Consider the following 13,357-nt stretch of genomic DNA (forward strand, 5'->3'; position numbering starts at 1 on the left):
GCCACACATGAACACTTCAAACGCTGGCGGCTGGGCCGGTAAAATCCTGCACATTAACTTGTCTAACTACACCAGTTGGACTGAATCCACTGACGCTTACCATCAATTTATCGGCGGCATGGGCATTGGTTACAAAGTCCTGTGGGACGCCCACCGCGACGGCGCCAAAGCCACCGATGCCGATACCCCGCTGGTGATCTCGGCCGGTCCATTAACCGGTTCAGGCGCGATCTGTACCGGACGCACCACCATCACCTCACTCAACCCTGTCGTGCGTGGCGATCTGATCACCGACGGTCACTTTGGCGGTCACTTCTCGCCGTCGATGAAGTACGCCGGTTACGACGCCATCGTGGTACGAGGCAAGTCCGCCGCGCCGGTATGGATCAAGATCGTTGATGACCAAGTGACCTTTGAAAACGGCAACGACGTTTGGGGCATGGGGATGTTTGATACCTTCAAACACCTAAACCAAAAAGTTGGCGCCGGCGCGCAGATCGCCGCCATTGGCCCAGCTGGGGAAAACTTGGTGTCACAATCGACTATCCAAACCCAAGGCGGTCACAGTGCCGGCGGCCACGGTGCGGTATTCGGCGCTAAAAAACTGAAAGCGATCGCAGTGTTGGGTACCGGCAGCGTCACTATCGCCGCCAGCAACGAAGCGATGCGTGAACTGGATGATCACGTGCTTGGGATCATCGGCGCCAACAACCAAGGGGTGGTGCCAAACCAGCCACAATCATGGGCTGAACACCACCACAAAGGCAGCCGCTGGCGAGGCGGTCCGGGGGTGACTTGGGGTACCAAGGACAATCCTATTGAGATTGGCGAAACCCCGTGGCACGACAAACAAAAAGTGGGCTTACGCACCTCGATGGCCGAGATGTACTTTGGCCGCGAAGAAGCCAACAAGATCATGAAACGCTCCGGTGGTTGTCATGCTTGTCCGGTTCGCTGCTTCTGTGAGTTGAAAAACCCACGGATGAAAGAGAAATACAAGCTACCGACCGAGCACATCACCAACGTCTGTCTGGGTTTACTTGATCCTTGGTATGTGATGGGTAAGCCGGGGAACTCGGTTGAGCGTACCGATATTCAAACCGTTGGCGCCTACTACATGGACGACTTGGGGGTTTGGAGCGCCTACGGTCAGCTTTCACACCTGATGCGCGAATTCGTAAAACGGGATTTCTGGCAGCAACTGCTTCCAGCAGAAGAGTACGCGGCAATCAACTGGGCGCAGTATAAGGCGCTGGACGCCAGCTTCTTAAAAGACTTTTACTACCGCGTTGCGTTAGGCAAAAACTACCAAGGTTCAAACTACTTGGGCCGCTTCTTAGGTGAAGGACTGTACAAGTTCATCAACGACGATGGCCAACTGCTGGATATCCAAGCGGTACTGGATGGTCGCAGCGCAGCAGTAATGCCGCTGGTGTTTGCACTGGATAAAGACGGTGCCTTGAAAAACAAGCCTTACAGCGTGTTTACCGATCCGGCGATCAACATCTTCAACCGCTCAATGGTTGGTGCCCTGCACCATGCCAATGAATCTGCGGCACAAGTGGGTTCGCTGCTGCAAACCGTGTTTAACCGTGATGCCCAGTGCCACAGCCACATCAACTTGATCGGTTGCGGTCTGCCGCACGCCAAAATTGTTGAGGTCGCCGAGAGCTACTGGGGTAAAGGCGCGTTCGATAAGGTTAAACATTACACGCCGATGAACCAGGCCAAAGCCAAGTTCGCTAAATGGTGTTTGGTGAAAAACGTGCTGCACGATTCACTAACCGTGTGTAACTGGGTATTCCCTCTGTTGGTATCGCCAGATAAAAATCGCGGCTACTTGGGCGACAGTTCCATCGAAGCGCAGATGTTTACTCTGGTAACCGGTCTGCAAACCAGCGAACAGCAATTGGATGATATGGCCGAATCAGTGCTGCATCTGCACCGCGCTCTGACCATCTTGCAGATGAAGCAGATGGATCAGCGCAACCATCACGATGTGTTGACCGAGTGGGTCTACGACATGGATCCAACCAAGTCGTTCGGCGATGAAGGCACCATCAAGATGGATCGCGCGGATATGCAGTTGGCGCTAGATATGTTCTACGCCGAGATGGGCTGGGATAAGGCCACCGGTGCCCCAACCCGCGCTACCTTGGAGAAGTTCAAGCTCGGCTTTGTTGCCGATGAACTGGCCAAACACAAGCTGCTGCCACGCTAATAGAGAGTAACCATGCACGCCATCGTCGACTTTGTCCGTTTGATGAGCAGCCACGGCCGAGTGGTCACCGCCGAACAGGCGGCGGCCCTCGCTGGGGTCGAGTTAGCCAATGACGTTCCAAGCCAGTATCAACAACTGGTCACTGATCCCCAGTACCAGGATCTGGTGTTGCACAGCGTCGCGGAACGTCACTATCTGTACTCGACCCAGACCCTGGCCGACAGTTACGCCAAGCAGTGCATTGCCGTGGATTGTAGGGATCCACTGCAAGGGATGGCCGCAGAGGTGCGCCGCTTTAGCCAGTTGGGCGAGTTACTGCCCAGCAGCAGCTTTAGCGTTGCACCCTATCGGTTCGATCCCGAGGCATTGGCCGACCACTGCCAGCTATTGTGTCAACTGGATGACATCGAACGGGTCACCGGCAACGATGGCGAACAGTACCTGTTTAGCACAGCGCACATCAGGCCGAGTTACGCCCAGGTACTGGCAGATTACGATCCGTTTGAATACTCGATTTAACCAGCAAAATTAACTCCTAAGCTAAACGGCGATCTCTAATGAGATCGCCGTTTTTTTCGGATCGCTAAAGGTGGTTTACACCTTACCTTACACCTGCTCGTTTGGGTGGCCCCACATCAGCGGCTCGGCGTACGGGCCGGCAATGCTGGAGCTGGACTCACCGATACCATCTAGCTCGCCTGGGGTTAGTTCGCGGGCAAACCAGCATTCTAGCGGCGCCAAGGTGCGTACCGGTGGTCGCACTTGGTGCGGGGTGTTGTAACGGCGGCCGTAGTGGAACGGTTCGCCCATCACAAAGATCACATCCGCATCCAACTGACGTTCCGCCTCTTCCATCAAGCGGGTGGCGTAGCCCTTGCCCTGAAATTCCGGCAACACCGCCAGTGGCGCTAATACATAGCATTTCAGATGCGGTGCGGCATCAATGGTGATTGGGGTGTAGCAGGCGTGAGCCGCCCCCTCATAGACGATGGAAAAACTGCCATCGGCGATCAGATCGTCAGCAAACTGGGCATACAATTTGGCGTGGCGCTCGTCATACAAACCGCCAGCGGCGGCAAAAGCTTCGTACTGAATTTGATATGGGGTTTTCATTGCTGATAGCTACTCAAATATTTGTTTATAAACTGCTGCTTCATCGCGGTTAGCGGGTAATCGTCGGCAGCAAGTAGGTAGTTCAAAGCGATGCCGTCAATTTCGGCAATCAACAGCAAGCTATCGACTCGCGGCTGCTGGCTACCAAGCTCGCTTAGCAGTGACTCAAACGAGGCCAACATCAAGGCGTCGCGCTCGGCCAGTTGCGGCTGCAACAGATGCTTTAAGTTCGGGTGACAGCGCACCTGATAGTCGAATAGGTAATACTGCCGCTGCTGCGGTAACGCCATTCCAACAAAGATCTGCTCCAACAGATTCTCTAACTGCGCAAGCGGCGTCGCGCCCTCGTTAGTTGGGGCAAGCTCGGCGTTAATCTCACTGATGATCAGTGCCATCCGCGCAAACACTTCAACCAACAACTCTTCCTTGTTGGCAAAGTGGTGAAACACCGCCCCTTTTGACACCTTGGCGTGGGCACAAATGGCGTTAATTGAGGTGTTGTCGTAGCCCTGCTGGGCAAACAGTTCAATCGCGGCGTCAATAATCAGCTGCTTTTTGGCCATAGTTGCGGCTCCAAAACCAAGTAAAAAAAAAACAAACCAACCGGTCGGTTTTTAAAGTTTAGTTGAATCGCCAATGAAAGCACAAGCAATTTGAGTGCTATCCTCCAACAAAAACGCCCTAACTCATTGGAGTCAGGGCGTTTTTGTTGGATCGGTTTAATTACAGATTGTCGGGATCACAACGACGTTGCAGGTCCTTTTGGACTATCTCCAGCGCTTGCAGGGCAACCTGCGGATCCACGTCATTACTTTCCAGCAAGTAGATTAAATCCACCGCCAATTGCACGTGTTGCGGTGCCGACGCCAGTGCATGCGGCACCGCCGCCGATTCAGGCTTGTCACCCATTAACTGAAACTCACGTTTTGAAAAACCAGATACCCAGCAACGGCGCAGAGGCTACAAAGCACCACGCCGGGCAGTAAAAATCGCAGTGCTTCACCGCTGTGCGCCCGGTATTTAATGCAATACCACAGCGCAATTGGAAAACAGATTAGGCTGCCAACCCCAAACAGGTAGTGCCGGTGACCAAAGGCGATCAACGCACTCCACAGCACCCCAATAAACAGCAGCGACAGCGACGTCGCTACCACCAGCAATGCCACGACCACACTCCATTCCATTGCATCCATCCTTTTTCATCATTTTGTGGCCAATGCCGCCCTGCCATGATGCCAAAGGCACCGCAGCCAATGCTATAGTAGCGGCGTTTTTTAAGGAGTTTCCCATGGCATATATTCCAAGCAACTACGCTGCCCAAGAGCAAGGCTACCGCGACAAAGCGCTGAAATTGTTCCCATGGGTTTGTGGCCGCTGCGCCCGCGAGTTTCAATACTCCAACCTGCGCGAACTGACCGTACACCACATTGATCACGACCACAGCAATAACCCGTCGGACGGTTCCAACTGGGAGTTGTTATGCCTGTTCTGTCACGATAACGAGCACGAAAAATACACTCAAGCGGCCGCCTATGGCAGCACCGTCGAAGCCGGTGAGGATCTGAAGCGAGAGGTCGCCACCAGCAACCCTTTCGCAAACCTCAAAGCGATGATGGACGCCAAAAAATAAACGCCTTGCTGTTGGCCAAAAACAAAAAACCTAGCTGAGTAGCTAGGTTTTTTTGTTTTAAATGACGCTGCTGGCTACGAATTACGGTTGATCTCGAAACTCAAGCGCACTTGCTGATCAAATTGTTTTACCGGCACGCCGTCAACCAGCTTTGGCTTGTACTTCCATTTTGCCAGCGCTCGGCGGGCTTCACGATCGAAGACTCGGACTGGATTGCCTTCAACCACCACCGCATCTTCAACCGCACCTTGCTCGTTAATAGTGAAGTTTAAGATCACGTAACCTTCTACCCCTTGGCGGGCAGCCGCCGCTGGATAGCGTGGTTCAATCCGCACGATCGGGGCCGCTTCGCCGTCACCAACGCCAGCTAACACACTGCTAGGATCGCCTAAGCCAGCGTTAAAACCGCCGCTGAAATCGGCATTAAAGTTGCCCAAGTCCGGTGCCGGCATGTTGGCCGCCATCGCACTGGCGATATCGGTGCTTTCCGGCTCCATCACCGCCATCTTCGGCATCTCTGGTTGTGGCTTCGGCGGTTCTGGCTTTTGTCGGTCGCGCACTTGTACCGCTTCATCCTCAACCACCATCACGACTTCGATGGCTGGAGCAATAAAATCGTTATCATGACGCTGACTGTTGCCGCTAACCAAAAACGCCATAAAACCGAGCAAGAAAAAGGTAATGACCGCTGCCAGCGCCAAGGCTATCAGGGTTCGAATCATGGGCACGCCTCTAAGGAATACAGATTAACGACAATGGTTATCATTAAGTTTATTCCCTAAGCGATCTTGAAACTGTGGCGTAACTCGCAAATCACATCCGAGTACAATCCTGCGGCAGCTAAAACTGACGCGTTTTTGTACGCTTTACCGCCATCAACACAAGGCATATTATCCAATGGCACAGTGTAGATTGGACGCAACGGATGCTGACTGTCGAGATTGATCATTGCGCCGGGATCATCACCTTTCATTGTGGTGGCCAACTGGATCTCAAGCAGATTAAACAAGCGCAATTTGAACTGCGGGCTTTTCTAAGCCATCGCCAGCACTTGCAGGGCTTTATTTGGCACTGGCAGGCATTTCCCTATTGCCCTAAGTGGCAGGATGGCCAATTGTTGTGGCAATGGTTGAACCAACTTAATCAGCTGTGCTGTCAGCACGCCATCGTCAGCAATAACGTCTGCGGTGATCTGCTGGCGAAACTCAGCCTGTTACAACGCTACGTCTTGATCCGTCATTTTGCTGATAGCCAACTTGGCAATGCCAAACAGTGGCTTGCCCATCACCCGCCACCGGAATCAAACAACGCTCAATAACCCAATTGCTGTCGCTGTTTGCGCAGTTGTTGATTAAAACGGTCAATTAGCGGCGTTGCGCTAGGCTGGTCAAGCCACATCAGTAGATCAGCGCGCAAACTGCCGTCAGCGTTAAATTGGCTAAGATGGCTGCCAAGACTTGGCAGGTACCATTGCCAATCAAATAACAGTCCAATCACCCAATTAGCAAACTGATGAGCCTCATATTCATGGGTGAGCGCGGCGATATCACCGAAACTGACTGGGTTGATGTTTTGTTCGGCTGCAAATCCGGCGGCAAAGCCTTTAGCGAGATCAGAGTGCGGTGCTTGCTCGGTTTGCGCCAGTTGATAAGCATGGCGGCTTTCATGCAGCAGCAGGACCAACTGCACCAGTGGCGGCTGCTTTTCTAGCTCCAGCAGATTTAGATAAACCTCACTTCGACCATTAAGCGGCGTTCTGGGAATAAAACCAGAGAGTTGTTGCGGCGAGCTAACCACCGGCAGCAACAGCGGTTCAGGGTAATGCCACAAGCGGCTTTGCAACGAGATAAGCTGCCCTAACACTTCGACCCGCTGGCTTTGCTCCAGATCCGACCACTGTGCAATCCGTGCGGTTAACAGATCATCCTGTTTAATCGCTGCGACTAACTCATACACCTGTTGCTGGGTAACTAACCCCGCGCTGCGCACAAACGCCTGTGCTTGTGGTTGCAGCACAAAAGCCGCCGGCGCTTGCTGCTGAACACTTTGGTTGGCAAGGAATTTATCTGCTTTGATCGGTGGCGGCTGCACGGTCGCCATGCAGGGTCCAACTACAACCAACCACAGCAATGGCAACAGGCTTAATAGCCGAGTGAACTTCATCATCTAATACCGGTAAAAAACGCCGCTAAATGATAGCGGCGCTCACTGATAACTGCGTTGATTTAGCTAACAGTATCATCCGATTAGTACCAAATTGGCGATAGCACCAATGGCCATCGTCAGCCAACTGGCTAAGGTACCCAGCACGCGACCGATATGGATTCGACCTGCGCCGGCAATCAGCCCCCACGGATGCAGCATCCGTCCTACGACCCAGCCAATCGTCACCGTTGCCAGCAGCCATGACGGCGCTTGATGGTATTCAAGCAGCGCAATTAACGGCAGTGCAAACACCGCGTATTCAATTAAGTTCGCGTGCGCGCGGATCCGCAGTTCCAACCGGCGATTATCCCGATGGCCGATCCCCACCGCTTCAGCGCGGCGAACTTGCACCACCATAAACGCTAATATCAGCGCCAACAGCGCCGTTAAAGAAACCGCAATTGTCGTCCAAAACATGGTTTTTCCTCTTTATTGTTATGTGGTTAAGTTGCAACCTCGCACACTAAGCCAAGATAAATCCATTCTGCCAAATGGCCAACCACTGATATAATCGAGCCAATCAACTTATCTGGAGTGCTGAACATGAGCATCAACCCACAATCTTTCCTAAGCCAAGGCAGCCAAGCCCGCTACGATGCCACCGTTGAAGGCGCTAAAGCCAACAATGCCCTGTGGACTCTGGCCGATGACAACGGCTGCGTGATCTTGAGTAACGACACCGAGCAATGTCTGGTGGTTTGGCACGACGAAGCGATCGCCAAAGCGTGGGCAACTGATGAGTTCGCCAACACTACCCCGCTGAAGATTGAACTGGATGCCTTTATTGAAAAATGGGTACCGGGCATGACCAACGACGGCTTCGAGCTGATCGTTGGCCCAGACATCGAAGGCGAAGGCATCGTGGTTGCCCCAGAAGAGTTCGCTGAAGAGCTGGCATAACCGCCCTTGAATGACCTAATCAACGCCCCGCATAGCGGGGCGTTGTTGTTTTTAACATCCTGATAAAACACGGTTAAAACAACACCACTTAGGCGCATATTGCGCATCTATCGATTGCTTTCGACCCGTTGCCACGTACACTGCCGCCAACAATTTAATGGCGCTGTATATCTCTGGAAATTTGGTCCAGAAGTTTCTACCGCAAGACCCAATCTTGCGACTACGGCTGACCTCTCTGACAATGGCTGATGGCCGTTGCCAGCCTCTGCGATATCCGCCCATAAATTGCCTTGAAAACATCAATAACCGACAGGCATTACCTTGGCTACCTCTACTCTTCTCGATTCGATCTTTAAGCTCTCTGAGCGCAAAACCACCGTGGCGACCGAAATGTACGCCGGCTTCGTTACCTTTTTGGCGATGTGCTACATCTTAGCGGTTAACCCTGCTGTACTGGGCGGTATCGAAGGTTTTGATAAAGGCGCGGTATTTACCGCCACCGCTCTAGCGTCGGCGTTTGCGACGCTGATCATGGGCTTCTTTGGTAACTACCCAGTAATGCTGGCTCCTGGCATGAGCATGAACGGCTTCTTTAAAGGGATGCTGCTGTCGGGCTCGGTAGCCATTTTGTGGCACGAAGCGCTGTTCGGGATCTTCCTCTCTGGCGTGGTTTACCTGCTGTTCTCGATGACGTCCGCTCGTAAGTACATGATTGAAGCGATCCCAGAAGATCTGAAACTGGCAGTGACCGTGTCACTGGGCTTGTTCATTACCTTCTTGGGTCTAAAAAACGCCGGTATCGTAGTCTCTAACCCATTTGTGTTGGTAGGTCTGGGTGACATCACCAAGCCACAAGTGGCCATCGCCTTTATCAGTCTGTTTGTGGCGCTAGGCTGCATGGTGCGCAACATCAAACTGGCCACCTTTATCGCCTTTATGACCTCAATGGGTCTGAGCTTGGCCTCTGATGCGTTGCTCGGCACCAACTTCGCACCACTGCCAGAGCAATGGTTCTCGCTGCCACCAAGCATCGCCCCAACCTTTGGCGCGATCTTTAACTTCGAATTTTTGACCGCCGATAAGCTGTTCGATCTGATGTTTATCGTGCTGATCTTCTTTATCGTCGATTTCTTTGATGGCATGTCCACCATCGTTGGTGTCGGCCGCGACGCCGGCATCATCAGCAAAGATGGCAAGGTACCAAACGCGCGTTCAGCGCTGGTTGCCGACGCCGGTGGCACCATGGCCGGTGCGGTACTAGGTACCACCTCGATCACCAGTTTCTCTGAATCTGGCATCGCTTCGGCTCAGGGCGCGAAAACCGGTCTGGCCGCAGTGACCGTGGCGGGTCTGTTCCTGCTGTCACTGTGTATGTTCCCGATCTTCTCAATGTTCTCGGTATCCATTGTCGCACCAGCGATGATTGTGGTCGGGATCTACATGATTGGCCGTCTGGGCCAGATCAACTGGGACAACATCGCCAGCCGCATCGCCACCTTCTTCACCATCATGTTTACCGTATTGAGCTTCTCGCCAGCCAACGGCATGGCAATGGGCTTTATCACCTACGCCTTTGCGATGGTGGTAGGCGGCAAAGGCCGTGAAGTACACCCTGTTATCTACGGCTTGTCCGTGGTGTTTATCGCCTACCTGGTGATGCTGTAAGGACTACCCTATGAACTTATTACAACAACGGATTTTGGCTGACGGCGTCGTTAAGAGCGCCGAAGCTTTAGACGCCAGCGCGTTTCTTACTAAGCAGATCGACGCGCAGTTGCTGAACTGGTGCGCCAAGGAGATCGTGGCCCACTTTGCCGATGCCAACATCGACAAGGTGATCACCATTGAAGCCGGCGGCATCGCCATCGGCGTACTAACCGCGCTGGCACTGGGTAAGCCACTGGTGGTTTGCAAAAAAGCCGCCAGCATCTTAGATAACAGCGCGCTCTATACCGCGCCAGTGAAAAGCTTCACTAAAAACACCGAATACACCCTAAGCTGCGACAAAGCCCACGTTAACGCCGGCGATCGGTTGCTGTTTGTGGATGATTTCCTGGCGCACGGCCAAGCTTTGCTGGGCATTCAATCGGTATGTCAGCAAGCTGAGGCCGAGTTCGTTGGTCTGGGTATCGTGATTGAAAAGTCGTTCCAAGGTGGCCGTCAGATCGCCGATGAACTGGGTCTGCAACAACTGTCGCTGGCGCGCTTAAAGTCGCTGGAAAACGGCGTCGAGTTCCTATAAGCAATTAGGGCGTGTTGACGTTTACTGTATATTTTTGTGCCCGTTAGTGGCTGTTACTGACAGTAAATTGAACTTGGTAAGTTAACTAGACTGTTCGGCACTCATTATTAGGCACCTTTCAGGGTCGGACTAGCGGGTGTCACTCTTCGTCATACGATTTCGACGTAGAGCCACTATGCCTTCAATCGCAATCCTCGATTGACAGCTGCTATCCTCGACCAAATTCTGAACACCAAACGTCAACACGCCCTAGTCAATCGATCGCCAGATCAAAAAAGAGCGCCCTAGGGCGCTCTTTTTGCTTCATGGAGTCTATGCCGCTTACTCCGGCACAATCCATTCGACTACAAAGTTGGCTTGGTCAGTTTGCGCCATCTTTTCGGTCAGCCATGGCAGCAGCTCGTTCATCTGCTGCTCTAGCTTCCACGGCGGGTTAATCACAATCATGCCAGAGCCGGTCATGCCGCGCTCATAGGTATCGGCCATCACGTTCATCTCGATCTTCAAGATGTTACGAATGCCACTGGCTTTTAAGCGACGTTCAACAAAGTCGATGTTGTCACGCAGCACCACTGGGTACCAAATCGCGTAAGTACCGGTCGCCCAGCGCTTGTGGCCCTGCTCTACCCCTTTAACCATATCGGCGTATTCGGTTTTCAGTTCGTACGGCGGATCGATCAGCACTACGCCACGACGCTCTTGCGGTGGCATCGCCGCTTTAATCTGCGCGTAGCCATCTTCTTTGTAGATTTTGGCGCGACGATCGCGAGCAAATTCTTGCTTCAGCAGCGGGAAATCGGTTGGATGCAGTTCGGTCATCACCATCCGATCTTGTTCGCGCAGCAACAGTGCCGCCAACTTCGGGCTACCTGGGTAGTAGCGCAGATTACCATTTGGGTTTAGCGCTTTGACCGCTTTCAGATAAGGATGCAGCGCCTGCGGGCAATCTTCACCCCATAGACGACCGATACCATCAACAAACTCGCCGGTTTTTTCGGCGTGATCGGACTGCAGATCGTAACGGCCAGCACCGGAGTGGCTGTCGTGGTAAACAAACGGCTTATCTTTGGCTTTTAATGCCTCGATAATCAGGGCTTGAACGGTGTGCTTGAGCACATCGGCGTGGTTTCCAGCGTGGTAGCTGTGACGGTAGCTGAGCATCTGCGGCAACTCGTGAATCTAAATGACCGCGTAATATAGCAGAGGCGCAGCGATCGCCAAGGCTATTTTCCGATGTTTGAACTGATGCGATCGGCTAACGCATTGATCAGCCGATCAACCAGTGGTGACACGAAGGGCACAATGACGGCCGAACAGGCCAGCGACAACAGCAAAGTCATGGGATATCCCGTGTTACGTCATAGAGGGCAGCTAATTAGACTTTAGTCTAATTGGCCGTCGAAGATCACGATTACGGCTATCCCGGCCCGATGGTTCAAAGTGGTACCCTAATCGTCGATCTGCTCACCGCGTTTGCGTTCGATAAAATCCAATACAAACGCCATCGCCAGCGACAACACCGGTCGCAGCAGCATGGTTAGCGGAATGGCCAACAGCGCCAAAAGTAGATATTCGAACATGAGGCCTTCCCCAGAGCGCCGTGACATCAATCTGTCGTTGTTGGCGCCTGCCAGTGGTTATTTTTAGGGCGTGAAATAATTCACTTGCAACGTCAAGGCACATTGAGGCTGCCCTGATAGATTGGCTAGCTTGTGCAGCCAATCGCAGGCGAGTGTATCAGTCTGAGATTACAAAAAGCAGTCGTTTGCCAGTCAGATCAGGCTATTTTTCCCGCTTTTCTGGCAACTGCTTGAATTACTGGGGATTGTTTTTTGAGCACTGGCTCACACCAAATCAATACCAATAATCACTGATCTGGTGAGTCCTAACGAGTACCCAAACAACGATGTGGTGATCACATCAAGATGCGGTTTAGGCGCCCTACCAGCTCCATCTGATTACGGCATTGGGTTTTACGCAGAATATGCCGAATATGAGTGCGGATGGTGCTCTCTTCCACATGAAAATCCGCGGCAATCACCTTAGCCGGCACGCCACTGGCAATCTTCATCGCCACTCGCCCCTCTTGCGGCGATAGGTTGAATAACCGGATCACCGACAGCAACGCGCCGCCGGTTTCGGTCACTGTCACCTCGGTAAATTGCAGCAGGATTTGATTGGCACCATCAATCATGCCGTGCAGATCCAACCGCCAACTGTCCCGCTTATTGCCCAGCAGCAGTTGCCGCGCTTGACCATCGTTACTTTGCCGCAACTGCTCCATGCACTCCAGCAACTGCCGTTGTTGCGAGCGCTCCGCCAGCCGCAACTGCTGTTGTTGCACCGTCAACCAATCGCGTTTTAACAGTCGTTCAAAGGCACCATTGCCATGTTGGATCTTGCCATCGCAATCGACCACCATCAGCGGTTGCCGCCAGCGTACCGTCCACATCATGTGATACACCTGATCCTCGATATGCTGCAATAACTGCTGTTGCTGCCATTGGCGCTGCCACTGTTGCAGCCGCTGGGCAATTTTGTCCGACTCGGCACCGCTAAATTGGCTGTCATTACGTTGCAGCCACAGTTGCACGCGGTCGTCCGCTTGCGATGACGGCCCGGTCAATGTTAGCTGTTGCACGGCCACCTGCGCCACCACCGGTTGGTGACTGGCGATCAACCGCTGCGGTTGACCAAGGGGATCGGCAACAAACAAGGTGGCGCTGTCGGCGGCAAACTCATGGCAGAGCTTGCCCAGCAACTGTTGCCAATGTTCAGGATTGTGAAGTTCCGGATTTAAGTGCGCACCCATATGCAATTCCTTTTGCAATTTCAGCCACTTTGCCTGCACTCCTCAAAGTTGAGGACAACAGCCGCCAAGCCAGTCGCTAGCTTTATCAGTGTCTTCCTTACCCAATCGCTGCAGCTTGTTAAGCGGTTACAGGCAACGATTAATAAGCGGTGGCATTCCCTCAGGGTGTGGAAGCATTCCTCCTATGACAACCCTTTCGGCACATCCTTGCGATGTGCCTTTTTTTGTCGTTAA

General features: G+C 52.9%; 17 protein-coding genes and 1 riboswitch. Of the genes, 7 read left to right on the plus strand and 10 right to left on the minus strand.

What is annotated here, in order from left to right:
* The first annotated feature begins 7 nt into the window (after positions 1-7).
* Both G506_RS0103060 and G506_RS0103065 read left to right on the plus strand, forming a co-directional pair.
* Positions 8-2,221 carry an aldehyde ferredoxin oxidoreductase gene (locus tag G506_RS0103060; RefSeq protein ID WP_028115596.1) on the plus strand — a complete coding sequence of 738 codons (2,214 nt, stop codon included), beginning with the start codon at positions 8-10 and terminating at the stop codon, positions 2,219-2,221.
* A 12-nt stretch (positions 2,222-2,233) separates the two neighbouring features.
* Complete coding sequence (locus G506_RS0103065; RefSeq protein ID WP_028115597.1) at positions 2,234-2,740, plus strand: hypothetical protein; 507 nt, start codon at positions 2,234-2,236, stop codon at positions 2,738-2,740.
* Positions 2,741-2,827: 87 nt separating this feature from the next.
* Here G506_RS0103065 and G506_RS0103070 read toward each other — a convergent pair whose 3' ends face one another.
* The 4 genes from G506_RS0103070 to G506_RS0103090 form a co-directional block, all read right to left on the minus strand.
* Positions 2,828-3,334, minus strand: a complete 507-nt coding sequence (locus G506_RS0103070) for a GNAT family N-acetyltransferase (protein ID WP_028115598.1) — start codon at positions 3,332-3,334, stop codon at positions 2,828-2,830.
* On the minus strand, positions 3,331-3,897 hold the full coding sequence (locus G506_RS0103075; RefSeq protein ID WP_028115599.1) for a TetR/AcrR family transcriptional regulator: 567 nt from the start codon (positions 3,895-3,897) through the stop codon (positions 3,331-3,333). The genes G506_RS0103070 and G506_RS0103075 overlap by 4 nt, the downstream gene beginning before the upstream one ends.
* 160 nt (positions 3,898-4,057) lie before the next feature.
* The gene (gene rsmS / locus G506_RS18600) at positions 4,058-4,243 is read right to left on the minus strand and encodes a pleiotropic regulatory protein RsmS (RefSeq protein WP_035386904.1); all 186 of its coding nucleotides are present in this window, start codon (positions 4,241-4,243) and stop codon (positions 4,058-4,060) included.
* Complete coding sequence (locus G506_RS0103090; RefSeq protein ID WP_169628063.1) at positions 4,243-4,518, minus strand: hypothetical protein; 276 nt, start codon at positions 4,516-4,518, stop codon at positions 4,243-4,245. Before G506_RS0103090 ends, rsmS begins: the two co-directional genes overlap by 1 nt.
* Before the next feature lie 104 nt (positions 4,519-4,622).
* Between G506_RS0103090 and G506_RS0103095 the strand changes: the two genes are divergently transcribed.
* A complete protein-coding gene (locus G506_RS0103095; RefSeq protein ID WP_028115601.1) occupies positions 4,623-4,964 on the plus strand; it encodes a YajD family HNH nuclease in 342 nt (113 codons plus the stop codon).
* A 74-nt stretch (positions 4,965-5,038) separates the two neighbouring features.
* Here the strand turns inward: G506_RS0103095 and G506_RS0103100 are convergent, their stop codons facing one another.
* A complete protein-coding gene (locus G506_RS0103100) occupies positions 5,039-5,686 on the minus strand; it encodes an energy transducer TonB (RefSeq protein WP_028115602.1) in 648 nt (215 codons plus the stop codon).
* A gap of 203 nt (positions 5,687-5,889) precedes the next feature.
* On the opposite strand from G506_RS0103100, the gene G506_RS0103105 reads away from it, so the two are divergent.
* Positions 5,890-6,282 carry a SpoIIAA family protein gene (locus tag G506_RS0103105; RefSeq protein ID WP_028115603.1) on the plus strand — a complete coding sequence of 131 codons (393 nt, stop codon included), beginning with the start codon at positions 5,890-5,892 and terminating at the stop codon, positions 6,280-6,282.
* Here G506_RS0103105 and G506_RS0103110 read toward each other — a convergent pair.
* Positions 6,276-7,064, minus strand: a complete 789-nt coding sequence (locus tag G506_RS0103110; RefSeq protein ID WP_156904764.1) for a hypothetical protein — start codon at positions 7,062-7,064, stop codon at positions 6,276-6,278. The genes G506_RS0103105 and G506_RS0103110 overlap by 7 nt on opposite strands.
* A 138-nt stretch (positions 7,065-7,202) precedes the next feature.
* The gene (locus G506_RS0103115) at positions 7,203-7,586 is read right to left on the minus strand and encodes an MAPEG family protein (protein WP_028115605.1); all 384 of its coding nucleotides are present in this window, start codon (positions 7,584-7,586) and stop codon (positions 7,203-7,205) included.
* Between the two features lie 126 nt (positions 7,587-7,712).
* Between G506_RS0103115 and G506_RS0103120 the strand changes: the two genes are divergently transcribed.
* From G506_RS0103120 to G506_RS0103130, 3 genes are all read left to right on the plus strand, one after another.
* Positions 7,713-8,069, plus strand: coding sequence for a DUF2750 domain-containing protein (locus tag G506_RS0103120; protein ID WP_035386905.1), 357 nt, complete (start codon positions 7,713-7,715; stop codon positions 8,067-8,069).
* Positions 8,070-8,212: 143 nt separating this feature from the next.
* Positions 8,213-8,312: riboswitch (purine riboswitch) on the plus strand.
* A gap of 78 nt (positions 8,313-8,390) precedes the next feature.
* On the plus strand, positions 8,391-9,734 hold the full coding sequence (locus G506_RS0103125; protein ID WP_240473369.1) for an NCS2 family permease: 1,344 nt from the start codon (positions 8,391-8,393) through the stop codon (positions 9,732-9,734).
* A gap of 10 nt (positions 9,735-9,744) precedes the next feature.
* Positions 9,745-10,311 (plus strand): xanthine phosphoribosyltransferase, encoded by a 567-nt coding sequence (locus tag G506_RS0103130; RefSeq protein ID WP_028115608.1) that lies wholly within the window; start codon positions 9,745-9,747, stop codon positions 10,309-10,311.
* A gap of 321 nt (positions 10,312-10,632) precedes the next feature.
* On the opposite strand, the gene G506_RS0103135 is transcribed toward G506_RS0103130, so the two are convergent.
* From G506_RS0103135 to G506_RS0103150, 3 genes are all read right to left on the minus strand, one after another.
* On the minus strand, positions 10,633-11,472 hold the full coding sequence (locus tag G506_RS0103135) for a 23S rRNA (adenine(2030)-N(6))-methyltransferase RlmJ (RefSeq protein ID WP_028115609.1): 840 nt from the start codon (positions 11,470-11,472) through the stop codon (positions 10,633-10,635).
* 287 nt (positions 11,473-11,759) lie between these two features.
* Positions 11,760-11,891, minus strand: coding sequence for a hypothetical protein (locus G506_RS21210; protein WP_276197500.1), 132 nt, complete (start codon positions 11,889-11,891; stop codon positions 11,760-11,762).
* Positions 11,892-12,226: 335 nt separating this feature from the next.
* Entirely contained in the window at positions 12,227-13,123 is an 897-nt protein-coding gene (locus tag G506_RS0103150) for a helix-turn-helix transcriptional regulator (RefSeq protein WP_156904765.1), read from the minus strand.
* Between the last annotated feature and the right edge of the window lie 234 nt (positions 13,124-13,357).

Source organism: Ferrimonas senticii DSM 18821 (assembly GCF_000422665.1).
Classification (GTDB): domain Bacteria; phylum Pseudomonadota; class Gammaproteobacteria; order Enterobacterales; family Shewanellaceae; genus Ferrimonas; species Ferrimonas senticii.